This is a genomic window from Billgrantia sulfidoxydans, assembly GCF_017868775.1.
GTDB classification, from domain to species: Bacteria; Pseudomonadota; Gammaproteobacteria; order Pseudomonadales; family Halomonadaceae; genus Halomonas; species Halomonas sulfidoxydans.
In genome coordinates this window covers 3,085,087-3,106,491 of record NZ_CP053381.1, presented here as the reverse complement: position 1 = coordinate 3,106,491, position 21,405 = coordinate 3,085,087, and the positions used below count along the sequence as shown (strand labels likewise).

Genomic DNA, 21,405 nt, shown 5'->3' with positions numbered 1-21,405 from the left:
CATGCCCCCGCAAGGGGGCATTCTTCGTTACACTCTTGACGGGTTCTCCTGATTCATCGATCGATTCACGGGGCAGACATGTCAGACGATCCCATGCGGGTGGCAGTACTGGGCGGCGGCAGCTTCGGCACCGCGCTGGCGAGCATCGCCGCCGACAACGGGGCCAAGGTGTGCCAGTGGCTGCGCGACCCCGAGCTCGCGGCGCAGATCGACCGCGAGCACCGCAACCCGCGCTACCTGCCGGACTATGCCATCAACCCGGCGGTGCGCGCTTGCAGCGACATGCAGGCGGCGCTCGACGGCGCCGAGCTGGTGCTGGTGGCGATCCCCTCCAAGGCCTTTCGTGACGTGGTGCGCCAGGCCCGGCCCTGGCTCCACCCCGACCAGATCCTGGTCAGTACCACCAAGGGGATCCAGGAGGAGGGCTTCAAGCTGATGAGCCAGATCCTCGAGGAGGAGACGGGCTTCCGCCATATCGGCGTGATCTCGGGGCCCAACCTGGCCACCGAGATCGCCCAGAAGCAGCTCACCGCCACCGTGGTGGCCAGCGATGATGCGCTGACACGCACCCGCGTGCAGCAGGCGCTGGGCTGTGACTATTTCCGCGTCTACGCCAGCAACGACCGCTACGGCGTCGAGCTGGGTGGGGCGCTGAAGAACATCTACGCCATCGCCGCCGGCATGGCCGCGGCGCTGGGCATGGGCGAGAACACCCGCAGCATGCTTATGACCCGGGCGCTGGCCGAGATGGGGCGCTTCGCCGTCAGCCTGGGCGCCAATCCCATGACCTTCCTCGGGCTGGCCGGGGTGGGCGACCTGATCGTGACCTGCTCGTCGCAGCTGTCGCGCAACTACCGTGTCGGCTACGCCCTGGGCCAGGGCAAGGGTCTCGACGAGGCGGTCGAGGCGCTGGGCCAGGTCGCCGAGGGGGTCAACACGGTGCGCCTGGTGCGCGACAAGGCGCGCGCGGACGGGGTCTACATGCCGCTGGCCGAGGGGCTCTACCAGGTGCTATTCGAAGGTGTGCCGGCGCGTGAGATGGCGCGCATGCTGATGCGCGGGGAACAGAGCAGCGACGTCGAGTTCGTGTTGCCGCGCGAGGCCGTTCAGCAGGCCCACCGCCGGGTCGAGGCGAATGAGGGCGGGGCGTGACCGGACGGCTTTTTATCATGCGCCACGGCGAGGCGATCGCGGGGCGCCCCGACAGCGAGCGGGAGCTGAGCGCGCAGGGCCAGGTCGAGGCCGAGCGCATGGCCGGCTGGTTCGGTCGGCAGCCGCTGGCGGGGGCGCGAGTGCTGGTGAGCCCCTTCGTACGGGCCCGGCAGACGGCGGGGCATGTCGGGCGTGTGCTGGGCGTCGAGCCCGAAGTGCTGCCGTTCGTCACGCCCGACGATGCGCCGACCGCAGTGATCGAATGGCTGCTTGCCAACACCGACGAGGCTCCCCTCGTGCTGGTCAGCCACATGCCGCTGGTGGGGCTGCTCACCGGGCTGCTGGTGGAGGGGCGCGGCGACCGTGGGCTCGCCTTTCCCACCGCCGCCGTGGCCGAACTCGAGAGCGAGGTCTGGGCGGCGGGCTGCGCCAGGCTGGTGCGTTTCACGGCACCCGCCGATATCCGCTGAGACAGGACGACGTGTAAAACCGGGTCGCGCCCTAGATCCAGCCGACCACTTTCAGGGCAAACACGCCGACGGTAATGGTCAGGCTGGCCATCAGCGTGGTCAGGGCAATGATGTTGGCCGCCAGCGCGGCGTTGCCGCCCATCGCCTTGACCATCACGAAGCTGGCCGCTGCCGTGGGGCTGGCGAAGAACAGGAACAGCACGCCCAGCTCGCGTCCCTCGAAGCCGCACAGCCAGGCACCCAGGGTGGCACCCAGCGGCAGGCTGACCATCTTGACCAGGCTGGCGCCGGTTGCCAGTCGGCCCGAGGAGCGAATCGAGCCCAGCGACAGGGTGGCGCCGATGCAGATCAGCGCCAAAGGCAGGGTCAGCGAGGCGAAGTACTGGCCCGAGGTCATCAGCCAGCCGGGCAGGCGCAGCTCCAGGGCGGCCACCGGCACGGCGGCCACCACCGCCAGGATCAGCGGGTTGCGCAGGATGTGGCTGGCGATGCTGCGCCAGTCGGTGTGTCGGCCCTCCTGGTAGGTGGCCAGCACGATCACCGAGAAGGCGTTGTAGGTGAGGATCACTACGCCGAGCAGCAGCCCGCCGGCGGAGAGGCCGTAGTCGCCGTACATGCCGGCGGCCAGTGCCAGCCCGACGATGCCGCAATTGCCGCGAAAGGCGCCCTGGACGTAGACGCCCCGCTCGGCATGGGGCACGCGCAGGATGGCCCAGCCCCAACTGAGCAGGAAGCTGGCCAGCGTGGCCAGGGCGAAGTACGCGAGCATGCCCGGGTTCAGCGTGGCGTTCAGGTCGGCCCTGATGATGCTGAGGAAGATCAGGGTCGGCATGGTGCCGCGGAATACCAGCTGCGAGGCGGTCGTCACGAAGGCATGATCGATCCAGCCCAGGCGCTTGAGGCCCAGGCCCAGGAAGACCATGGCGAAGACCGGCAGGGTGATTTCGAGGGTGGCGAAGAAGAGCTCGAACAGGCTCATCGACGCACCAGCCACAGGCCGAAGACGATGGCGGCGGCTACGGTGATCCAGAACAGGCGATTGCGCAAGCGGGTGTCGCGCCGGGGCCGGGTGGGGCGAGGCATGGTGGACTCCAAGGAAGCGGACGGCATGAACCGGAGGTCGACTTGGCGAGATAGAGTAAACCCGTTAGCCTGCTATCGCCACTAGCGGCTTGCCTGACTGACATTGGACCCCGCCATGAACGAACGTCACCCCCCAACGCTGCCGCGGCTGGTCTTCGCCCACGCCAACGGCTTCCCGGGCATGAGTTATCGCAGCTTGCTGGCCCCGCTGCGTGAGCGCTTCGACATCCATCCCGTCGATCGCCTCGGACATCACCCAGACTATCCGGTGGGGGCCAACTGGCTGGCGCTGCGCGACGAACTCCTCGAGCATGTGCCCGATGCCGACGGACCCGTCATCGGTGTCGGCCACTCCATGGGCGGAGTGCTGATGGCCATGGCCGCGGAGCGTGCGCCGCAACGCTTCCGCTGCGTGGTGATGCTCGACCCGCCGCTGATGTTGGGCCTCGATGCCTGGAGCATGAAGGTGGCCAAGCGCTTCGGCTTCGTCGACCGGGTGACGCCTGCCGGCAAGAGCCGGGGCCGCCGTGCCTCCTGGCCCGACCGCGAGGCGATGGCCAACCACCTGCGCCGCCGGGGGTTGTTCCGGCGCTTTACGCCGGATGCCCTGCACGACTACGTCGAGGGCGGTACCCGGCTGCAGGACGATGGCAGCGCCGAACTGATCTATGACCCGGCCATCGAGACCGAGATCTTCCGCAACCTGCCCGACCATCTGGCCCGCCTGCCGCGCCGGTTGCGCATTCCCTTCGGGGTCCTGGTGGGGGGTGACTCCGACCTGATCACGCCCAGGCGCCGCCGGCGCCTGGCCGCCCACGGCATTCCGCTGGCCCTGGTACCGGGCACCCACATGTTTCCCATGGAGCACCCCGAGGAGACCCGCCGCGCCCTGCTGGGCATGCTCGACGCGTTGCTGGAGGGCGAGGCATGAGCGAGGCGCAGCAGTGGAGCCTGGCCGGGGGGCGCCTGGCGGCGCTGGTCTGGGGCAGGGAGGACGCCCCGACCTGGCTGGCATTGCACGGCTGGCTGGACAACGCCGCCAGCTTCAGCCGGCTGGCGCCCCGGCTGGTGGAGCGCCTCGGCATTCGCATTGTGGCGCTGGACTTCGCCGGTCACGGCCACTCGGCCCATCGCGAGGGTGACTATGCGCTGTGGGACTACTGCCACGACCTGCTCGACGCCGCCGACGAACTGGGCCTGGAGCGGGTGCCGCTGCTGGCCCACTCCATGGGAGCCGGGGTGGCCTGCCTGACCGCGGCGGCGCTGCCAGAGCGGGTCGAACGGCTGGTGTTGATCGACGGTCTGGGCGCCGTGACCACCCCGGTCGGCGAGAGTGCCGCCCAGCTGCGCAAGGGGTTGCGTGCGGCCCGACGCCCGCGTTCGGTGGCGCCGCGCTATCCTGATAGCAGGACCGCCATTGCCGCGCGCGTAGCAGGAGGCGTGACGCCAATCGACAGCGCAACGGCCACGCCGCTCGTCGAGCGCAATCTGGTGCGGGAGCCCGATGGCCATGTTCGCCTGCGTACCGATGGCAGGCTGCTATGGCCCTCGCCGGTGCGGCTGAGCCCCGAGCAGGCACTGGCGCTGCTGGGCGCGATCCAGGCGCCGGTCTTGCTGATCGAGGGCGAGAGCGGCATCCTCGGCGAGCGCGAGATGGCCCGGGCGGCACGGGAAGCCGTGCCGCAGCTGGCGCGCCGGGTATTGCCGGGCGGGCATCATCTGCATCTCGAGCCCGGCCGGGTATCCTGCGTGGCAGATGCGATCGAGACATGGCTGGTGGCGGCCGAGCCGGCATAAGGGAAAGGGGGAGCGATGACCAGCAGTGCGGCGGTGGAGATGGGCAAGCGAGTGGCGCTGACGCTGGGCAGCGGCGGGGCGCGTGGCTATGCCCACATTGGCGTGATCGAGGTGCTCGAGGCGCGCGGCTACGAGATCGTCGCCATCTCCGGTTGTTCGATGGGCTCGGTCATCGCCGGGGTCTATGCCGCGGGGCAGCTCGAGGCCTATCGGGACTGGGTATGCCAGCTCGACTACTTCGACGTGCTCAAGCTGGTCGACGTCACCTGGAGCCCGATGGGGGCGATGCGTGCCAGCAAGGTGATGAGCAAGCTCGAGGAGCTGGTCGGCGACATCCAGATCGAGGACCTGCCCATCCCGCTGACCACGGTCGCCACCGACCTGGTGCGTCAGCGCGAGGTATGGTTCCAGTCGGGCCCGCTGCTGCGGGCGATCCGTGCCTCCATTGCCATTCCGGGCGTCATCACGCCGGTGCACATCGGCGAGAACACCCTGGTCGATGGCGGCCTGCTCAATCCCCTGCCGATCACGCCCACCGTGTCGGCCCATGCCGACATGATGCTGGCCGTCAACGTGACCGCCCACAGCGCCCGTCCGGTATCGCTCGACGATCTGCTGCCTGCCGAGGAGCAGGGGGAAGCGGAGGTGAAGGCCGAGGAGGAGGCTGCGGCGCGCAAGTGGATGGACGTGCGCGGTGCGACCCGTTGGCTGTTCGAAGGGTTCGGCGGCCCCGAGGGCGAGGCCGGCGAGGCGAACGGCAAGGCGGGGCGCGTGGCCAGCGGCAGGCGGGCCTGGGGCCGTCTGGACATGATCCTGGCCTCCTTCGACATCACCCAGGCCTCGCTGGCCAAGTACAAGGTCGCGGGGTATCCGCCCGACGTGCTGATCGAGGTACCCAAGACGGTGTGCGGCGCCTTCGAGTTCCACCGCGCCGAGGCGCTGGTCCGCCTGGGCCGCCACCTGGCCATGGAGGCGCTGGACCGCTACGAGGGACGCAGCCACAGTGGCCATGGCGGAGGTGGCGGCATCATCGTCGAGCCGCCGCAGATGCCGGCGGACCGCGAGTCGGGGGGCGGCTAGAAGGTCTGGCCTCGGCGACGTAGCAGGACGTAGACGGCACCGGTGCCGCCGTCGAACTCACGCGCCGAGCAGAACGCCAGTACCGTCGGCCACTCGCGCAGCCAGGCGTTGACGTGGCTCTTGATCACCGGGTAATTCGCCGTGCTGCCCCACGCCTTGCCGTGCACCACCAGCACGCAGCGCATATGGCTGCTGGCGGCCTCCTTGAGGAAGCTCTCGAGCTCGAGGCGTGCCTCATCGAGGCTGTAGCCGTGCAGGTCCAGCCCCGCCTCCCAGGCGATCTGGCCGCGCTTGAGCTGGCTGCGGGTGCGATAGGGCAGGTCGGGCAGGGCGAAGTCGAGGAATTCCGAGGGCCGCACCGCCTCCACGCGGCCGTCGCTGGTGCGACTGGCGCTCTCCTGGGAATCGGCCGCTACTGCGGCGGCGCGCCGTTCGGCCGCCGCAGGATCCCGCCGCCTGGGCCGCCCCGGGTCGGCGCGGTTGACGGCGATGCGGCGCACGCCGGCCTCGCGCAGTGCCCGGCGAAAGGCATGGGTGTCGTCGTCATCGTCGTCGGGGGGGCGGCGTTGGCTCATGGGGACTCGTGTGGTGTCGTCGAGCGGCCAGTATAGCGACCTGAGCGTGGCTGTGAACCGCCTGCCGCCGCGGGTACAATCGGGACATCGCTCATCATCGACCCGCAGGACCTTTCGTGGCCAACTCCCCCACCGTTTCCCACTCGACCCTCACCCTGGACGACGAGGCGCTGTGTCGCGACCTCGTCACCCTGCGCGACTACCTGCGCTGGGCGGCCAGCGAATTCCACCTGGCCGGGCTGCATCACGGCCACGGCACCGACTCGCCCTGGGACGAAGCCGTCGCCCTGACGCTGGGTGCGCTGCACCTGCCCTGGAACGTCGATCCGGCAGTGCTCGAGGCCAGGCTGCTGCCCATGGAGCGTGCGCGCATCGTCGGCCTGGTGCGCGAACGCGTCTCCTCGCGCCGGCCGCTGCCCTACCTGCTCGGGGAGGCGTTCTATGCCGGCTTCGCCTTCGACGTCGACGAGCGCGTGCTGATTCCGCGCTCGCCCATCGCCGAGCTGATCGAGACCGGCTTCGCCGCCTGGTTCCCCGAGGAGCCGCCGGCCAGGGTGCTCGACCTGTGCGCCGGCTCGGGCTGCATCGGCATCGCCACCGCGCTCTACCTGCCGGCCTGCGAGGTCGATCTCTCCGACGTCAGCGTCGATGCCCTGGCCGTCGCCAAGCAGAACATCCGGCGCCATGACGTCGGCGCGCGGGTGCGGGCGGTGCTCTCGGACCTGTTCACAGGGCTGGCCGGGCAGCGCTACGACCTGATCGTCTCCAACCCGCCCTACGTTGACGCCCGCGATCTCGCCACCATGCCCGCCGAGTACCGCCACGAGCCCGAGCTGGCGCTGGGGGCCGGGGCCGACGGGCTCGACATTGTGAGGCGCATCCTGCGCGAGGCGCGCGATCACCTCAGCGACGACGGCGTGCTGATCGTCGAGGTCGGCAACTCCGACCGTCACCTGGAGGCGGCCTTCCCCGAGGTGCCCTTCCTGTGGCTCGACTTCGAGCGCGGCGGCCAGGGCGTGTTTGCTCTCACCGCCGCGGAACTCGACGCCCATGCGGCGTCCTTCGCCTGATCCACCACCACGATATCGGGAGGCACGTCCATGTCCGGCAACACCTTCGGCAAGCTGTTCACCGTCACCACCTTCGGCGAGAGCCACGGCCCGGCGCTGGGCGCCATCGTCGACGGCTGCCCCCCGGGGCTGCCGCTCAGCGAGGCCGACCTGCAGCGCGACCTCGACCGCCGCCGCCCCGGCACCTCGCGGCATACCACCCAGCGCCGCGAGCCCGACCGGGTGCGCATCCTTTCTGGCGTGTTCGAAGGCGTGACCACCGGCACCGCCATCGGCCTGTTGATCGAGAACACCGACCAGCGCTCCAAGGACTACGGCAACATCAAGGACCAGTTTCGCCCCGCCCACGCCGACTACACCTACCATCACAAGTACGGGGTGCGCGACTACCGCGGCGGCGGCCGCTCCAGCGCCAGGGAAACCGCCATGCGGGTGGCCGCCGGGGCCATTGCCAAGAAATTCCTGGCAACCCAGGGCATCACCGTGCGCGGCTACATGAGCCAGCTCGGCCCGCTCGAGATCGCCTTCAAGCAATGGGAGGCGGTCGACGACAACCCCTTCTTCTGCCCCGACCCCGAGCGCGTGCCCGAACTCGAGGCGTTCATGGACCAGCTGCGCCGCGACCAGGATTCGGTGGGAGCGAAGATTACCGTGGTCGCCGAGGGGCTGCCCCCGGGGCTGGGCGAACCGGTCTTCGACCGTCTGGATGCCGAGCTCGCCCATGGTCTGATGAGCATCAATGCGGTGAAGGGCGTGGAGATCGGTGACGGCTTCGCCGCGGTAGCCAGCCGCGGCAGCGAGCACCGCGACGAGATGACACCCGAGGGCTTTCTCTCCAACCACGCCGGCGGCGTGCTCGGCGGCATCTCCTCCGGGCAGCCGCTGATCGCCCACCTGGCGCTCAAGCCCACCTCCAGCATCACCATCCCCGGACGCAGCATCGATGTTCACGGCAATCCGGTCGAGGTGGTGACCAAAGGGCGTCATGACCCCTGCGTGGGCATCCGTGCCACGCCCATCGCCGAGGCGATGATGGCGCTCACGCTGATGGATCACCTGCTGCGCCACCGTGCGCAGAATGCCGCGGTGAGAGTCGAGACGCCGGTGCTGCGTTGAGTTTGGCCCGGCCGGTTGCGTCCGATGCGGGGTTGCTACACTGAAAGCACACTGAAGCAGGGATATGTCATGAAGATAAACGTCGAGTTTGACCTGACCCCCGAGGAGTTCCGTCGCGCCCTCGGCCTGCCGGACGTCGAAGCCTTCCAGCAGGAGCTGTTGAACCGGATCCAGAAGCAGATGGAGTCCGGCGTCGAGGGCTATGATCCCATGAGCCTGATGAAGCCCTTCCTGCAGCAGGGATTCACCCAGGACATGAGCCAGGGACTCTCCCAGGGGCTGGCCAGCTTCGGCACCTACCAGCAGATGATGCTGGACATGCTGCGCCAGGCCGGAAGCTCCATGGGCAAGGCGCGCGAGCCTGCCGAGGCTGACCAGCCGGAGGCCGCGCCGAAGGCTTCGGGCAAGGCCGGCACGGCGAGTGCCCGCTCGCGTTCCCGGCGTTCGGAATAGTCGGCGTCCGGCACGCAGCGATCTCTGTGGAGGTGGATGGGTATTGCAGCGGGAGCCCTGGCGGGCTACGCTTTGTGCGGTGCAGCATGAATGGCATGCCACCGGGCCGCGTCTTTGCGCGTGGCCTGCACCAAAGGCGCAGGGAAAGTCGCCAGGAAAGTCGACGGCCCCGCATGTTTCCGGTCACAGGAGGTCAACCCCATGCAGGACAAGATGCTCGATGAATTCAACCAGCAGACGCGGCGTTTCTTCGAACCCATGCGCAAGCTGAACTCGCTGATGCTTGGCAATATGGAGAAGATGACCGAGTACCAGCTCGAGGCGATGAAGCGCTACAGCCAGATGGGCACCGAGCGCATGCGCAGCGCTTCCGAGATCAGCGATGCCCAGGACCTGCAGGCCTTCGGGGCGCGGCAGGCCGAGATGATGAGCGAGCTCTCGCGCCAGATGATGGAGGACGCCCAGGCCCTCGGTGAGATGAGCCAGCAGTTCCGTGCCGAGCTGGAGCAGCTGTTCGGCGAAGTCAGCCAGGAGCTGAGCGACCAGACCAAGCAGGCCCAGCAACAGGCCCAGCAGAGCGACACGAGTGCCAAGCCGGCCGCATCGAGCAAGTCCGATGCCCCGGCCAAGGCCAGCAGCCAGGCCTCACGCAAGAGCTGACGCCTTGCGGCTGCCCGCACCAGGGCGGCCTTGGTAGACAGGTCGACGCACGGCCCGACCGGCACGTTGCCGGCCCGGGCCGTACCCAGGTGGTGTCGAGCGAACATGTCCGGCACATGGCTCGCTGCCCGTAGAGAACGCAGACAGGGTCCGAGAACAGGAGAGGGCGATGCAGTCAGGGGATGCGGTGTTCTCCCAGGTTGAACTGGAAGAGTGGAAGGAACAGCTACAGGAGATGGGCCAGCATTACCAGGCCCTGTTGCAGGACCTGCTCGAACGGATGGCGCCTGATGCGGCCGCCGACTCGATCCAGACCGACATGCGCGAGGCCTTCCAGGCCGGCGCCGAGTCGCTGATGCGCAACCCGCAGCTGCTGTGGCAGACCCAGGCTCGCCTCGTCCAGGATCAGTACCAGCTGTGGCAGCAGGGGTTGCAGGCCCTGGCCGGCGAACTGGGCGAGCCGTTGGTCTCCCCGCCCAAGGGCGATCGGCGCTTCAAGGACGAAGCCTGGCAGCAGGAACCCTACTACCGCGCCATCATGCAGCAGTACCTGCTGTTCTCGGGGGCGGTCGAGGAGCTGGTCGAGCAGCTCGACGGCCTGCCCGAGCGGCAGAAGCGCAATCTGGCGTTTTATGCCCGTCAGCTGGTTAACGCCATGGCGCCGACCAACTTCGTCACCACCAACCCCGAGGTGATGCGCCGTACCCTCGAGACCAAGGGACAGAACCTGGTCGAGGGGCTCGCTCAGCTGCGCCGCGACCTGGCCAACTCCTCCGACGGTCTCAACGTGGCCATGACCGACCGCAGCGCCTTCGAGATCGGACGCAACATCGCCGTCACGCCCGGCTATGTGGTCTACGAGAACGAGTTGATCCAACTGATCCAGTACACGCCGACCACCGAGACCGCATTCAAGACCCCGCTGCTGGTCGTGCCGCCGTGGATCAACAAGTACTACATCCTCGACCTGCGTCAGGACAACTCGCTGGTCAAGTGGCTGGTGGACCAGGGGCATACCGTGTTCCTGATCTCGTGGCGCAACCCGGGGCCCGAGCAGCGCGATCTGACCTGGGCCGACTACATGCAGATGGGGCCGATCGCCGCCATGGAGGCCATCGAGCAAGCCTGCGGCGAGAAATCCGTCAACCTGCTCAGCTACTGCATCGGCGGGACGCTGGCGGCTTCCACCGTGGCCTATCTCACCAGCACCCGGCGCGGGCGCAAGGTGAAGTCGGTGACCTACATGGCCACGCTGCAGGATTTCCGCGATCCCGGCGAGCTCGGTGTGCTGCTCAGCGAGCCGATCCTGCAAGGGATCGAGGCGCGCATGGAAGAGGACGGCTACCTGGACGGCCGCTCCATGGCCTACACCTTCAACCTGCTGCGCGAGAACGACCTGTTCTGGTCCTTCTACGTCAGCAACTACCTGAAGGGCGAGAACCCGGCACCATTCGACCTGCTCTACTGGAACACCGACGGCACCAACCTGCCGGCCGGCACCCACGGCTGGTACCTGCGCCACATGTACCTGGAGAATCGGCTGGTGGAGCCGGGCGGCATCGAGCTGGATGGGGTCAGGATCGACCTGCGCAAGATATCGACGCCGAGCTACTTCGTCTCCACGCGCGAGGATCACATCGCCAAGTGGAACAGCACCTACTACGGGGCGCTGCTGCCCAAGGGGCCGGTGACCTTCGTGCTGGGCGGGTCCGGCCACATCGCCGGGATCGTCAACCCTCCCGCTCGCAACAAGTACGGCTACTGGACCAACGACGTCCTGCCGGACGATCACGAAGCGTGGCTGGAGGGAGCCGAGTTCCACGAGGGCTCCTGGTGGCCGCACTGGCAGCAGTGGATGACCGAGAACGGCTACGCCGATCCCGACAAGCGGGTGCCCGCCCGGCAGCCGGGCGAGGGGGAGCTCAAGCTGCTCGAGGAGGCGCCGGGACGCTACGTGCGCATGACCATCCCCGAGGTGCTGGGCGAGGTGCCCGCCAAGGCCGATTGAGCCCGTGGGCGCCTGCAGCGCCGAATGGAACGACGAGGCCCGCATGAGCGGGCCTCGTTGCGTTGGGTCGGGAAGTTCTAGAAATGGTGCCGCCGGCGTCGTGGCAGCCGCAGGCCGGGAACGACCAGCAGCACGCCGAGCAGCCACACCGGCCAGCTGCCGCTGCGGGTGAAGGGCGTCAGGCCCTGCATCGGCACGGCCTCGGCGAGCAGCGTCACGGTCTCGAACTGGGGTGCCCTGGCGACGACTCTCCCGAGAGGGTCGATCACGGCCGTGACCCCGTTGCTGGTGGCGCGAATCACGTAGCGGCCGTTCTCCAGTGCGCGCAGGCGGGCCATCTGCAAGTGCTGCAGCGGGCCGATCGACTCGCCGAACCAGGTGTCGTTGGACACCGTCAGCAGCAGCTCGGCATTGCGGGCGCGTTCGGCGACCAGGTCGGCGTAGATGATCTCGTAGCAGATGGCGTTGCCGATCACGCTGCCGGCGGCGCGGATCGGCGCCTGACCCGAAGCCCCCGGGGTCATGGCGGGCATCGGCAAGTCGAAGAAGGCGATAGTGCCGCGCAGCCAGCGCTCCAGCGGCAGGTACTCGCCGAAGGGCACGAGGTGCTCCTTGCGGTACTCGCCTTCGGCATTGCCCACGCCGATCACGCTGTTGTAGTAGCGCCCGCGCCCCTCGCGCTGAAGGATGCCGGTGAGCAGGGCGCTGCCCGGCACCAGGTGTGCCTGGGCGCGGGCCAGCAGCGGCTCGGCCTCGTCCTCGAACATCGGCAGCGCCGCCTCGGGCCAGACGATGAGGTCGGCGGCGTCGGCATGCTCGCGGGTCATCTCCAGGTAGGTATTGGCAGCGCTGCGCTGGCCTTCCGGCGTCCACTTGATCAGCTGGTCCAGATTGCCCTGCAGCAGTGCCACGCGCAGCGGCTCCCCGGCGGGCTCGGTCCACTGCACGGGCAGGGCCAGCGGCGCGAGCCACAGCGCCGCGACGGGCAGGGCCGCCCACCAGCGGCGGCGCAGGAACTCCACCCCCAGGCTGCCGGAGAGAGCGGTGATCAGCGACAGCAGGTAGACCCCGCCGATGGGGGCCCAGGGCGCCAGCGGCGAATCGACGTGGGAGCTGCCCAGCAGCAGCCAGGGGAAGCCGGTGAACAGCCAGGTGCGTAGCCACTCGCCCAGTACCCAGGCGCCGGCGAAGGTGAGGAAGGCCAGGCGCGGGCCGCACAGCAGGCGGTAGAGCCATAGCGTCACGGCGATGAACAGCGCCATGGCGGCGACGAACAGGCCGGTCAGGAACAGCGCCAGCGGGACGCCGGTGTAGCCGTAGTCGTGGATCGAGACGTAGACCCAGGAGGCCCCCGAACCGAACAGGCCGACGCCGTAGCACCACCCCAGCAGCGCCGCCTGGCGCGGGCGCAGCGGCTGAAGGGCCCAGTAGACGAGACCCGCCGCCAGCGGGCCGAGCCACCAGAGTTCATAGGGCGAGGCGGTCAGGGTGGTCAATACCCCGGCGACGAGCGCAGCCAGGTAGCCGAGCGTCGGCGACAGGCGGGAGTGGGTCATGGCGTGTCGTTTCCTGAGACGGCGGTGGGTCAGTCCTGGGACAGTGCCGATTCATCCTGCAGCACGGCCTCGAGCAGGCGAATGCGGCGATTATCGGCATTGAGCACGGTAAAGCGCCAGCCGCCCAGCTCGGCGTGTTCGCCGCGACCGGGGAGGTGGCCGAAGCGCTGCATCACCAGCCCGCCCACAGTATCGAATTCGTCGTCGGAGAAGCGGGTGCCGAAGCGTTCGTTGAAGTCCTCGATGGGGGTCAGTGCGCGAATGGCGTAGCGGCCGTCGCCGAGTTCGCGGATATCGTCATCCTCCTCGGTATCGTGCTCGTCCTCGATGTCGCCGACGATCTGCTCGAGAATGTCCTCGATGGTGACGATGCCGGCGGTGCCGCCGTACTCGTCGACCACCACCGCCATGTGGTTGTGGGTATCGCGGAACTCCTTGAGCAGACTGTTGAGGCGCTTGGATTCCGGCACGAACATGGCGGGGCGCAGGACGTCCTCGAGGCGGAAGCGTTCGCGCTCCTCCACGGGACGGTTGAGGAGCTGCAAGAGGTCCTTGACCAGCAGCAGACCCTTGACCTCGTCGAGGTTTTCGCCGATCACCGGGTAGCGCGAGTGGCCGGTCTCGTGAATCAGGGAGAGGTACTCCTCGGCGGGCTGATCGACGGCGATGGCGGCGACCTGGGAGCGTGGTATCAGGACTTCGCGTACCTGCTGGTCGCTGATCTGCAAGGCGCCTTCGATGATCATCATGGCGTCCTGGTCCAGCTTGAGGCGGGCGGCGGCCTCACGCAGGAACTCCATGAGCTCTTCCCGCGAACTGGGGCCTTCGCTGTCACCCGAGAGGGCACCGAGCAGCTTATCGAGCCAGGACCTTCCGCCCTGGCCGGTCGTTCGGTCGTCACTCATCGATTTGCGTCTCTCTCGTCCATGTCTTGTTGTTCGTCACTGCCCGGGAGCGGCGCGTAGGGATCGGCGATGGCGAAGTCCGCCAGAATCTCACGCTCGAGCCCCTCCATCACCTCCGCCTCGTTCTCCTCGAGGTGATCGTGCCCGAGCAGGTGCAGCATACCGTGTATCACCAAATGGGCGTAGTGATCGACGAGCCGCTTGGCCTGCTCATGGGCTTCCTTCACCACCACCGGGTGGCAGAGAACCAGGTCGCCGAGCAGCGGCAGACTGACCCCGGGCGGGCCCTCGAAGGGAAAGGAGAGCACGTTGGTGGGCTTGTCGCGACCACGATAGTCGCGGTTCAGCGCCTGGCCCTCCTCGGCGTCGACGATGCGCACGGTGACCTCGTGACGCGTCTCCCGCGGGAAGCGCGCCAGCACGGCGCGGGTCCAGGCCTCCAGCTCGGCCTGGGCGGGTAGCTCCTCGCTCGAGATGGCGAGCTGGAGGTCGACGATCGGTGGCGCACTCATTTCCTGTCATCTTCCCGGTTGCGCTCGCGCTCCTGGCGCAGCGCTTCGCGCTCGCGATCTCGCGCCTCACGGCGGGCGCGCTCCTGGACCTCCTGCTCGGCCTCGAAGCTCTCGTAGGCCTCGATGATGCGCTGTACCAGCGGATGGCGTACCACGTCCTTGGCGGCGAAATGGGTGACGCCGATGCCGGCGGTGTCCCTGAGTACCTCGAGCACCTGGATCAGGCCGGAACTCTGGCCCCGCGGCAGGTCGACCTGGGTCACGTCGCCGGTGATCACCGCGGTGGAGCCGAAGCCGATACGGGTCAGGAACATCTTCATCTGCTCGCGGGTGGTGTTCTGGCTCTCGTCGAGAATGATGAAGGCGTTGTTGAGCGTGCGCCCGCGCATGTAGGCCAGCGGGGCGATCTCGATCACCTGGCGCTCGATCAGCTTGCCCACCTGCTCGAAGCCGAGCATCTCGTAGAGCGCGTCGTAGAGCGGGCGCAGGTAGGGGTCGATCTTCTGCGCCAGGTCACCGGGCAGGAAGCCGAGCTTCTCGCCGGCCTCTACCGCGGGGCGCACCAGCAGGATGCGACGCACCTCCTGCTGGTTGAGTGCTTCCACCGCTGCCGCCACGGCCAGGTAGGTCTTGCCGGTGCCGGCCGGGCCGATGCCGAAGTTGATGTCGTGCTGACGAATGCTCGCGACGTAGTTCTGCTGGTTCAGGCCACGCGGCTTGATCAGCACCTTGGGGGTACGCAGCAGCACCTCGTCCTCGCCGGGGCCCTCTTCCTCGTCGAGCGCCTCGCGCCCCGACTCCTGCAGGAACAGGTGGACGGTATCCGGCGACAGGTCGCTGGCCTCGGCTTCGCGATAGAGGTGCTCGAGCACGTTGGCGGCGGCCTTGACCCGATGACCCGGTCCCGCCAGCTGAAAGACGTTGCCGCGATTGCGCAGGGTGACGCCGAGGCGCGATTCGACCAGCTTCAAATGCTCGTCCCGCTGGCCGCAGAGGTTGGCGAGACGCTGGGGATCATTGGGCTCGAGGCTCAATGTGATGATGCGGTTGGCCTGTGCGGCGTGTTGACTCAAGGTGGCGAAGTTCCTGCGTTGCGTGGTTTGGCACCCAGCTTACTGCCCCGCCTCCGGGCAGGGCAATCCTTGTGGAAACGATGGCCCAAGCCGCGCTCCGCGGCTCGCCACGACGCTCTCCTGTGGTCAGTGTAGCGCCGGGGAGGCCAGCTCGCCGCGTAGAGAATTGGGCAGTGCCTCGGTGATCGTCACGTCGACGAAGTAGCCGATCAGGTCGGTGGGGTTGGCGGCGTGGAAGTTGACCACGCGGTTGTTCTCGGTGCGGCCCGACAGCTGCCCCGGGTCCTTGGGCGAGAAGCCGCTGACCAGGATGCGCTGGGTAGAGCCCACCATGCGGCGGCTGATCTGCATCGCCTGCTGATTGATGCGCTCCTGCAGGATCGCCAGGCGCTGCTTCTTGACGCTCTCGGGGGTGTCGTCGGGCAGCGCCGCCGCGGGTGTGCCGGGGCGGGCGGAGTAGACGAAGCTGAAGGAGTGGTCGAAGCCGATGCGATGGATCAGGTCCATGGTCGCTTCGAAGTCCTCTGCGGTCTCGCCGGGGAAGCCGACGATGAAGTCGGACGAGAAGCTGATGTCGGGGCGCAGCGTGCGAATGCGCTCCATCTTGGCCACGTACTCCTCGACCGTGTGGCCGCGCTTCATGGCCGCGAGTATCCGGTCGGAGCCGGCCTGCACCGGCAGGTGCAGGTGGCTGACGAGTTCGGGGATCTCGCCGTAGGCCTCGATCAGGCTGTCGCTGAACTCCACCGGGTGAGAGGTGGTGAAGCGAATGCGATCGATGCCCTCCACCGCTGCGACGCAGGCGATCAGTTCGGCCAGGTCTATCTCATCGCCGAGCCGGTTCTCGCCGCGATAGGCGTTGACGTTCTGTCCCAGCAGGTTGATCTCGCGAACGCCCTGGTCGGCCAGGTGGATCACCTCGTCCATCACCGCCTCGAACGGGCGCGACACCTCTTCGCCGCGGGTGTAGGGCACCACGCAGAAGGTACAGTACTTGGAGCAGCCCTCCATCACCGAGACGAACGCCGTCGCCCCGTCGGAACTCGGCTTGGGCAGGTGGTCGAACTTCTCGATCTCGGGGAACGTCACGTCGACGACGGAGATCTGGTCGTTGCGCCTGGCATCGAGCATCGATGGAACGCGATGCAGGGTCTGCGGGCCGAACACCATATCAACGTAGGGCGCCCGCTTGCGCAACGCTTCGCCTTCCTGGCTGGCCACGCAGCCGCCGACGCCGATCACCAGGTCGGGGTTGGCTTCCTTGAGCTTCTTCCAGCGGCCGAGCTGGTGGAAGACCTTTTCCTGGGCCTTTTCGCGAATCGAGCAGGTATTGAGCAGGATGACGTCGGCCTCGCCTTCGTCGTCGGTCAACTCGAGCTGGTGCGATTCGCCGAGCAGGTCCGCCATGCGGGCGGAGTCGTACTCGTTCATCTGGCAGCCGTGGGTCTTGATGAAGAGTTTCTTCGCCATAAGAATTGGGGTCGGTTATCCGACGCGTGCGTCACCGGTGAGTGGAGTGTCGCGGGAATGGGCTTGTTCAAGCCGTTCTCGAAGGTGGCCGCATTATACGTAAGCCCGCCCACCGGGACCAGTGGGGGACACCGCGGCGGCGTGCGACTGTGGTACGCTTGCGCCTTGGCAGGCCCCGCAGCGCGGGGCTCGAGGCACAACCCAACGTTGAGGACAGACGGCCATATGGCGGCCAAGCCGATCTACCGGGTGGTATTTCATCAGCAGGGCGAAATCTGGGAACTCTACGCCAGGGAGATCTACCAGAGCGAACTTTGGGGCTTCATCGAGGTCGAGGAATTCGTCTTCGAGGATGGCTCGAAGCTGGTGGTGGATCCCTCGGCCGACCGACTGCGACACACCTTCGACGGTGTCAAGCGCAGCTATTTGCCGTTGAACGCCATCGTGCGCATCGACGAGGTGGAGCGCGAAGGGCCGGCCAGGGCAGTCAAGAGTGAAGGGCGCATCGCCGAATTCCCGCGTGGCCCCGTGCCACCCCCGAGGCGTGAATCTTGACCGGCGTTGCCGATACCGGCCGCGGCAGGGGCTGCTCAGCAAACCATCAGCCGTGACCGAGCCCGTGCCAGTGCGCCTTGACGCTGCCTTTCCAGCGGTTTTCCCGCGGCCTATCCACAGATTCTGTGGATAGGCCGCTGAACGACACAAGCCAGGACGACGGCATGAAGCATCGATTCAAGTTTTTGCTTGCGGGGGTGGCGCTGGGCCTCATGGCCTCGCCGCTGCATGCCCAGCAATCAGATGACGCCACCCACTGGGTTTCCGACGAGCTGACGACCTATGTGCGCAGCGGACCGACCGACGGCTATCGCATCGTCGGTACGCTGACCTCAGGCGAGCCGGTCACGGTACTCGAGACCAGCGGCGACTACAGCCGCGTGGAGAGCGCCGAAGGCGAGCGGGTCTGGGTGCTCAGCGACGAGCTGCAGGAAACGCCCAGCGCCCGCGAGCGGTTGCCGCACATGGAGGAGCAGGTCGCACAGCTCGAGGCGCAGCTTGGCAATATCAACGAAACCTGGGAAGGGCGCGTCTCGGCCATGACCGAGACGCTCGAGGCGCGCGAGCGGCGCATTGCCGAGCTAGAGACGCGCAATCAGCAGCTCGACAGCGAGGTCGAGCAGTCGCGCCGCACCGTTCGCCAGCTCCAGGCGCGCCTGGATACCCAGGAGGAGGATCTGCTGATGCGCTACTTCATGTACGGCGGCGGCGTGGCCGGGGCCGGCCTGCTGGTGGGCTTGATCGTTCCGCACCTGCCACGCAAGCGGCGCAAGCGCGACCGCTGGTTCTAGCGAGAGGGGATGACATGGCGCACGACTGGCTCGATCGCTGGCGCGAGGGGCGCATCGGCTTCCATCGCCCCGAGACTCACCCGGCACTGGTGCGCCACTGGCCGCGGCTTGGCGTGCGGCCCGGCACCAAGGTGCTGGTACCGCTCTGCGGCAAGAGCCTCGACATGCGCTGGCTGGCCCAGCAGGATCATCCCGTGCTGGGCATCGAGCTGGCCGAGGAAGCCATCGAGCAATTCGTCGCCGAGGGAACGGGGGACGTTTCGCGCTACCAGCAGGCGCCGTTCGCGATCTGCCGTCAAGGCAGCGTCGAGCTGTGGTGTGGCGACTTCTTTCACTTCCACATCGACCAGGCCGCCGAGATCGGGGCCTTCTACGACCGGGCGGCATTGATCGCCCTGCCTGCGGCCACTCGCCAACGCTACGCGTTTCACCTGGCGCAGCTCATTCCCCCGGGTGCCCGTGGGCTCTTGATCACGCTGTCGCGGGCAGCCGGGGACGAAGCGGCGGGGCCTCCCTATCACGTTCCCGGCGAGGAGGTCCGCGAGCTGTTCGAGCCCAACTTCCTGGTCACCCACCTCGGGGAGGGGGAGCCGGAAGCGGAGAGCGGCTTTCGCGAAAGCGTATGGGCGTTGACCCGGCGCGGCCCCATGACTTGAGCGGTGCGATTAGCATTGCCGATGCGTAGGGAAACAGCGAAGGGCCGCCCATGGGCGGCCCTTCGGTATATCGTGGTCTGGTTGCCTCAGCGGGCCAGCAGCTGGGCCAGCTCCGGGTCGCTGAAGGCGCGATCCAGGGCGTCGCCGATCAGGTCGTTGAGCATGCGGCGGTTGGCATCGCGGCCCGGGCGCACGGCGTAGCTCTGTGTGCGCCGCGAAGTATAGGTGCCGGTATAGGTGGTGCCCTGGTTGGTTACCTTGACCTCGAGGACGGCTTCCAGGCGGGCCTCGTCGATGACCGGCCGGCTGTCGCCGCGTTCGTAGCCGAGGTGCTGCAGCGTCAGCGTCAGGCTGGGGCGGTCGTTGCCGGGCTGGGTAGTCGGGGAGAAGCCCATGTCGCGCACGGCGCGCTCGGCTTCGCGCTGCAGGTGCGGAACCAGTTCGTGGGCGCTGACCGTGATCACCGCGGTGGACATGGCGCTACCGGTGCGGGTGCCGACCACGTCGTCTTCGCGTTCGTCCACGGCAGCCACCGTCACGGCCTGGCCGCTGCCGGACTGCGGCACCGAGACGCTGCGCTGAGGATTCAACTGCAGATAATGGGGGCTGGCGCAGCCGGCCAACAGGGCAGTCGCCAGCAGAGCGGCTGCGGCACGCAGGGCATGACGTCGGTTCATTTTCCCTCCCGGAAGTCGTACGAGGCCATGGACATGGCCGGCGATGGCGGCACAGGCGCAGTATATCGTCAGGTGCTTGACGACAACAGCATGGCGCCGTGGCGGAGGGAAGCGGTTACACTGGGTTTTTCACGTGTCACGACTCGCACGCAGGGAGACGCTGAATGATACGCCCGGCCATCATCGAGGACATACCGCAGCTCGTCGATATCTGGCTGCGTGCCTCGTTGCTCGCCCACGACTTCATACCCGCCGACTTCTGGCACGCGCGTGCCGACGACATGGCAAGCCTCTATCTGCCCGGCGCGGAAACCTTCGTGCTCGAGGCGGCCGAGCGACCCATCGGCTTTGCCGCGCTCAACGGCGATCATCTGGAGGCGCTGTTCGTCGACCCCGAGGTGCAGAACTTCGGCCACGGCTCCCGCTTGATGGCGCATGCCATGGGCCAGCGGGAGCGTCTCACCCTGTGTGTCTATTCGCGCAACGTGCGAGCCGTCTCCTTCTACCGTCGGCTGGGCTTCCAGGTCGTCGAGGAGCGTCGCGAACCGCTCAGCGGCGAGAACGAAACCCTGATGGCCTGGGAGCGTCGACTGCCCCGGCCGCCGGAGGGTCTGGTAACATGACGCCTCTTCAAACGTGCGATGGCTGATACTTCGATGAGCGACGCGAACCGCGACTTCCTGATTGCCCCCTCCATCCTCTCCGCCGATTTTGCCCGGCTGGGTGAGGAAGTGGACAACGTGCTGGCCGCCGGAGCGGATATCGTCCACTTCGACGTGATGGACAACCACTACGTCCCCAACCTGACCATCGGCCCCATGGTGTGCCAGGCGCTGCGCAAGCACGGCGTTACCGCCCCCATCGACGCCCACCTGATGGTCAAGCCGGTGGACCGGCTGATCGGCGACTTCATCGATGCCGGCGCCAGCTACATCACCTTTCACCCGGAGGCGTCGGAGCATATCGACCGCTCGCTGCAGCTGATTCGCGACGGCGGCTGCAAGGCGGGGCTGGTGTTCAACCCGGCGACGCCGTTGTCCTACCTCGACTACGTCATGGACAAGGTCGACATGGTCCTGCTGATGAGCGTCAACCCAGGCTTCGGCGGCCAGGCCTTCATTCCCGGCACGCTCGACAAGCTGCGCGAGGTGCGCCGTCGCATCGACGCCTCGGGCCGAGACATTCGCCTCGAGATCGATGGCGGGGTGAAGGCCGACAATATCGCCGAGATCGCCCGAGCCGGTGCCGACACCTTCGTCGCGGGGTCGGCGGTGTTCAGTGCCGGCCGCGACAGCGACCCGAATCGCTACGACAGCGTCATCCGCGCCTTCCGCGAGCAACTGGCAGCGGTATAGCCGGCGCGCGATGAGAGATCCGGCGCCTGTGTGGTACCTCTACATGATCGAAACCCGGCAAGGGAGGCTCTATACCGGCATCACCACCGACGTCGCGCGGCGCCTGGCACAGCACGAGGCCGGGCGGGGTGCCAAGGCCCTGCGTGGGCACGGGCCGTTGGCTCTGGTACATCATGAGCCGGTGGGCAGCCGCAGCGAGGCGCTGCGCCTCGAGGCAGTGGTGAAGCGGCTCTCCGCCACGGACAAGCGGGCCTGGCTGTCCCGCCGCGCAGCCCGTAACGGCGGGGCCATGCCGCTTGAGGGACGGCCGGAGGAAGCGCTCGATCAGTGCGGCCTTCGCCGAGTGAGCGGCTCCCGCGAAGGGGCAGAGTGACGACTTGACGCTTCTTCG

Annotated in this window: 24 protein-coding genes; 16 read left to right on the top strand and 8 right to left on the bottom strand. The window is 67.7% G+C overall.

Annotation, left to right across the window (positions count from 1 at the left end; genetic code table 11):
* Window positions 1–78: 78 nt before the first annotated feature.
* Together HNO51_RS14405 and sixA are read left to right on the top strand one after the other, a co-directional pair.
* Complete coding sequence (locus HNO51_RS14405) at window positions 79–1,152, top strand: NAD(P)H-dependent glycerol-3-phosphate dehydrogenase (RefSeq protein ID WP_197447988.1); 1,074 nt, start codon at window positions 79–81, stop codon at window positions 1,150–1,152.
* Window positions 1,149–1,622: a phosphohistidine phosphatase SixA gene (sixA, locus tag HNO51_RS14400; RefSeq protein ID WP_242597122.1), complete on the top strand. Its 474-nt coding sequence runs from the start codon at window positions 1,149–1,151 to the stop codon at window positions 1,620–1,622. Before HNO51_RS14405 ends, sixA begins: the two co-directional genes overlap by 4 nt.
* Window positions 1,623–1,653: 31 nt before the next feature.
* Here sixA and HNO51_RS14395 read toward each other — a convergent pair whose 3' ends face one another.
* A complete protein-coding gene (locus tag HNO51_RS14395; RefSeq protein ID WP_197447987.1) occupies window positions 1,654–2,601 on the bottom strand; it encodes an AEC family transporter in 948 nt (315 codons plus the stop codon).
* Between the two features lie 219 nt (window positions 2,602–2,820).
* On the opposite strand from HNO51_RS14395, the gene HNO51_RS14390 reads away from it, so the two are divergent.
* Genes HNO51_RS14390 through HNO51_RS14380 form a run of 3 tightly spaced genes read left to right on the top strand, consistent with a single transcriptional unit; the run spans window position 2,821 to window position 5,582 of the window.
* Window positions 2,821–3,636 carry an alpha/beta fold hydrolase gene (locus HNO51_RS14390; RefSeq protein ID WP_197447986.1) on the top strand — a complete coding sequence of 272 codons (816 nt, stop codon included), beginning with the start codon at window positions 2,821–2,823 and terminating at the stop codon, window positions 3,634–3,636.
* Window positions 3,633–4,502 (top strand): alpha/beta fold hydrolase, encoded by an 870-nt coding sequence (locus HNO51_RS14385; RefSeq protein ID WP_209537702.1) that lies wholly within the window; start codon window positions 3,633–3,635, stop codon window positions 4,500–4,502. The genes HNO51_RS14390 and HNO51_RS14385 overlap by 4 nt, the downstream gene beginning before the upstream one ends.
* A gap of 15 nt (window positions 4,503–4,517) precedes the next feature.
* Window positions 4,518–5,582, top strand: a complete 1,065-nt coding sequence (locus HNO51_RS14380; RefSeq protein ID WP_197447984.1) for a patatin-like phospholipase family protein — start codon at window positions 4,518–4,520, stop codon at window positions 5,580–5,582.
* On the opposite strand, the gene HNO51_RS14375 is transcribed toward HNO51_RS14380, so the two are convergent.
* Window positions 5,579–6,157, bottom strand: a complete 579-nt coding sequence (locus tag HNO51_RS14375; protein WP_209537701.1) for a Smr/MutS family protein — start codon at window positions 6,155–6,157, stop codon at window positions 5,579–5,581. The genes HNO51_RS14380 and HNO51_RS14375 overlap by 4 nt on opposite strands.
* 116 nt (window positions 6,158–6,273) lie before the next feature.
* Here HNO51_RS14375 and prmB point away from each other — a divergent pair, with 116 nt between their 5' ends.
* The 5 genes from prmB to phaC all read left to right on the top strand — a co-directional run bounded on the left by prmB (window position 6,274) and on the right by phaC (window position 11,464).
* Window positions 6,274–7,227 carry a 50S ribosomal protein L3 N(5)-glutamine methyltransferase gene (gene prmB, locus HNO51_RS14370; RefSeq protein WP_197447982.1) on the top strand — a complete coding sequence of 318 codons (954 nt, stop codon included), beginning with the start codon at window positions 6,274–6,276 and terminating at the stop codon, window positions 7,225–7,227.
* 30 nt (window positions 7,228–7,257) lie between these two features.
* Entirely contained in the window at window positions 7,258–8,343 is a 1,086-nt protein-coding gene (gene aroC, locus HNO51_RS14365; RefSeq protein ID WP_197447981.1) for a chorismate synthase, read from the top strand.
* Window positions 8,344–8,412: 69 nt separating this feature from the next.
* Complete coding sequence (locus HNO51_RS14360; protein ID WP_197447980.1) at window positions 8,413–8,796, top strand: DUF6489 family protein; 384 nt, start codon at window positions 8,413–8,415, stop codon at window positions 8,794–8,796.
* 201 nt (window positions 8,797–8,997) lie between these two features.
* A complete protein-coding gene (locus tag HNO51_RS14355; protein WP_197447979.1) occupies window positions 8,998–9,456 on the top strand; it encodes a phasin family protein in 459 nt (152 codons plus the stop codon).
* Between the two features lie 169 nt (window positions 9,457–9,625).
* The gene (phaC, locus tag HNO51_RS14350; RefSeq protein WP_197447978.1) at window positions 9,626–11,464 is read left to right on the top strand and encodes a class I poly(R)-hydroxyalkanoic acid synthase; all 1,839 of its coding nucleotides are present in this window, start codon (window positions 9,626–9,628) and stop codon (window positions 11,462–11,464) included.
* A gap of 77 nt (window positions 11,465–11,541) precedes the next feature.
* Here phaC and lnt read toward each other — a convergent pair whose 3' ends face one another.
* The 5 genes from lnt to miaB form a co-directional block, all read right to left on the bottom strand.
* On the bottom strand, window positions 11,542–13,020 hold the full coding sequence (lnt, locus tag HNO51_RS14345) for an apolipoprotein N-acyltransferase (RefSeq protein ID WP_209537700.1): 1,479 nt from the start codon (window positions 13,018–13,020) through the stop codon (window positions 11,542–11,544).
* Window positions 13,021–13,049: 29 nt separating this feature from the next.
* Window positions 13,050–13,925, bottom strand: a complete 876-nt coding sequence (locus tag HNO51_RS14340; protein ID WP_197447976.1) for an HlyC/CorC family transporter — start codon at window positions 13,923–13,925, stop codon at window positions 13,050–13,052.
* Window positions 13,922–14,437, bottom strand: coding sequence for an rRNA maturation RNase YbeY (ybeY, locus tag HNO51_RS14335; RefSeq protein ID WP_209537699.1), 516 nt, complete (start codon window positions 14,435–14,437; stop codon window positions 13,922–13,924). The genes HNO51_RS14340 and ybeY overlap by 4 nt, the downstream gene beginning before the upstream one ends.
* Window positions 14,434–15,510, bottom strand: coding sequence for a PhoH family protein (locus tag HNO51_RS14330; RefSeq protein WP_197447974.1), 1,077 nt, complete (start codon window positions 15,508–15,510; stop codon window positions 14,434–14,436). The genes ybeY and HNO51_RS14330 overlap by 4 nt, the downstream gene beginning before the upstream one ends.
* Before the next feature lie 126 nt (window positions 15,511–15,636).
* A complete protein-coding gene (miaB, locus tag HNO51_RS14325; protein WP_197447973.1) occupies window positions 15,637–16,980 on the bottom strand; it encodes a tRNA (N6-isopentenyl adenosine(37)-C2)-methylthiotransferase MiaB in 1,344 nt (447 codons plus the stop codon).
* Window positions 16,981–17,205: 225 nt separating this feature from the next.
* Here miaB and HNO51_RS14320 point away from each other — a divergent pair, with 225 nt between their 5' ends.
* The 3 genes from HNO51_RS14320 (at window position 17,206) to HNO51_RS14310 (ending at window position 18,982) form a co-directional block, all read left to right on the top strand.
* On the top strand, window positions 17,206–17,535 hold the full coding sequence (locus HNO51_RS14320) for a DUF1820 family protein (protein ID WP_197447972.1): 330 nt from the start codon (window positions 17,206–17,208) through the stop codon (window positions 17,533–17,535).
* Between the two features lie 164 nt (window positions 17,536–17,699).
* Window positions 17,700–18,326 (top strand): TIGR04211 family SH3 domain-containing protein, encoded by a 627-nt coding sequence (locus HNO51_RS14315; RefSeq protein ID WP_197447971.1) that lies wholly within the window; start codon window positions 17,700–17,702, stop codon window positions 18,324–18,326.
* A gap of 14 nt (window positions 18,327–18,340) precedes the next feature.
* Window positions 18,341–18,982 carry a thiopurine S-methyltransferase gene (locus HNO51_RS14310; RefSeq protein WP_197447970.1) on the top strand — a complete coding sequence of 214 codons (642 nt, stop codon included), beginning with the start codon at window positions 18,341–18,343 and terminating at the stop codon, window positions 18,980–18,982.
* An 86-nt stretch (window positions 18,983–19,068) separates the two neighbouring features.
* Here the strand turns inward: HNO51_RS14310 and HNO51_RS14305 are convergent, their stop codons facing one another.
* Window positions 19,069–19,659, bottom strand: coding sequence for a YajG family lipoprotein (locus tag HNO51_RS14305; protein WP_197447969.1), 591 nt, complete (start codon window positions 19,657–19,659; stop codon window positions 19,069–19,071).
* A gap of 164 nt (window positions 19,660–19,823) precedes the next feature.
* Between HNO51_RS14305 and HNO51_RS14300 the strand changes: the two genes are divergently transcribed.
* From HNO51_RS14300 to HNO51_RS14290, 3 genes are read left to right on the top strand one after another with little or no spacing between them, the layout of a single operon-like run.
* Entirely contained in the window at window positions 19,824–20,282 is a 459-nt protein-coding gene (locus HNO51_RS14300) for a GNAT family N-acetyltransferase (protein ID WP_197447968.1), read from the top strand.
* A gap of 33 nt (window positions 20,283–20,315) precedes the next feature.
* On the top strand, window positions 20,316–21,014 hold the full coding sequence (gene rpe / locus HNO51_RS14295; RefSeq protein WP_209537698.1) for a ribulose-phosphate 3-epimerase: 699 nt from the start codon (window positions 20,316–20,318) through the stop codon (window positions 21,012–21,014).
* A 43-nt stretch (window positions 21,015–21,057) separates the two neighbouring features.
* The gene (locus HNO51_RS14290) at window positions 21,058–21,387 is read left to right on the top strand and encodes a GIY-YIG nuclease family protein (RefSeq protein ID WP_197447966.1); all 330 of its coding nucleotides are present in this window, start codon (window positions 21,058–21,060) and stop codon (window positions 21,385–21,387) included.
* Window positions 21,388–21,405 lie beyond the last annotated feature (18 nt).

What these genes read in the sequence shown, in the direction of transcription:
- HNO51_RS14375 (WP_209537701.1), bottom strand. Translation starts at nt 6,157, where the DNA reads ATGAGCCAACGCCGCCCCCCCGACGACGATGACGACGACACCCATGCC.
- HNO51_RS14390 (WP_197447986.1), top strand. Translation starts at nt 2,821, where the DNA reads ATGAACGAACGTCACCCCCCAACGCTGCCGCGGCTGGTCTTCGCCCAC.
- aroC (WP_197447981.1), top strand. Translation starts at nt 7,258, where the DNA reads ATGTCCGGCAACACCTTCGGCAAGCTGTTCACCGTCACCACCTTCGGC.
- rpe (WP_209537698.1), top strand. Translation starts at nt 20,316, where the DNA reads ATGAGCGACGCGAACCGCGACTTCCTGATTGCCCCCTCCATCCTCTCC.
- HNO51_RS14315 (WP_197447971.1), top strand. Translation starts at nt 17,700, where the DNA reads ATGAAGCATCGATTCAAGTTTTTGCTTGCGGGGGTGGCGCTGGGCCTC.
- phaC (WP_197447978.1), top strand. Translation starts at nt 9,626, where the DNA reads ATGCAGTCAGGGGATGCGGTGTTCTCCCAGGTTGAACTGGAAGAGTGG.
- miaB (WP_197447973.1), bottom strand. Translation starts at nt 16,980, where the DNA reads ATGGCGAAGAAACTCTTCATCAAGACCCACGGCTGCCAGATGAACGAG.
- HNO51_RS14405 (WP_197447988.1), top strand. Translation starts at nt 79, where the DNA reads ATGTCAGACGATCCCATGCGGGTGGCAGTACTGGGCGGCGGCAGCTTC.
- HNO51_RS14320 (WP_197447972.1), top strand. Translation starts at nt 17,206, where the DNA reads ATGGCGGCCAAGCCGATCTACCGGGTGGTATTTCATCAGCAGGGCGAA.
- ybeY (WP_209537699.1), bottom strand. Translation starts at nt 14,437, where the DNA reads ATGAGTGCGCCACCGATCGTCGACCTCCAGCTCGCCATCTCGAGCGAG.
- lnt (WP_209537700.1), bottom strand. Translation starts at nt 13,020, where the DNA reads ATGACCCACTCCCGCCTGTCGCCGACGCTCGGCTACCTGGCTGCGCTC.
- HNO51_RS14305 (WP_197447969.1), bottom strand. Translation starts at nt 19,659, where the DNA reads ATGAACCGACGTCATGCCCTGCGTGCCGCAGCCGCTCTGCTGGCGACT.
- HNO51_RS14355 (WP_197447979.1), top strand. Translation starts at nt 8,998, where the DNA reads ATGCAGGACAAGATGCTCGATGAATTCAACCAGCAGACGCGGCGTTTC.
- HNO51_RS14340 (WP_197447976.1), bottom strand. Translation starts at nt 13,925, where the DNA reads ATGAGTGACGACCGAACGACCGGCCAGGGCGGAAGGTCCTGGCTCGAT.
- HNO51_RS14380 (WP_197447984.1), top strand. Translation starts at nt 4,518, where the DNA reads ATGACCAGCAGTGCGGCGGTGGAGATGGGCAAGCGAGTGGCGCTGACG.
- HNO51_RS14310 (WP_197447970.1), top strand. Translation starts at nt 18,341, where the DNA reads ATGGCGCACGACTGGCTCGATCGCTGGCGCGAGGGGCGCATCGGCTTC.
- HNO51_RS14300 (WP_197447968.1), top strand. Translation starts at nt 19,824, where the DNA reads ATGATACGCCCGGCCATCATCGAGGACATACCGCAGCTCGTCGATATC.
- HNO51_RS14290 (WP_197447966.1), top strand. Translation starts at nt 21,058, where the DNA reads ATGATCGAAACCCGGCAAGGGAGGCTCTATACCGGCATCACCACCGAC.
- HNO51_RS14385 (WP_209537702.1), top strand. Translation starts at nt 3,633, where the DNA reads ATGAGCGAGGCGCAGCAGTGGAGCCTGGCCGGGGGGCGCCTGGCGGCG.
- HNO51_RS14360 (WP_197447980.1), top strand. Translation starts at nt 8,413, where the DNA reads ATGAAGATAAACGTCGAGTTTGACCTGACCCCCGAGGAGTTCCGTCGC.
- HNO51_RS14395 (WP_197447987.1), bottom strand. Translation starts at nt 2,601, where the DNA reads ATGAGCCTGTTCGAGCTCTTCTTCGCCACCCTCGAAATCACCCTGCCG.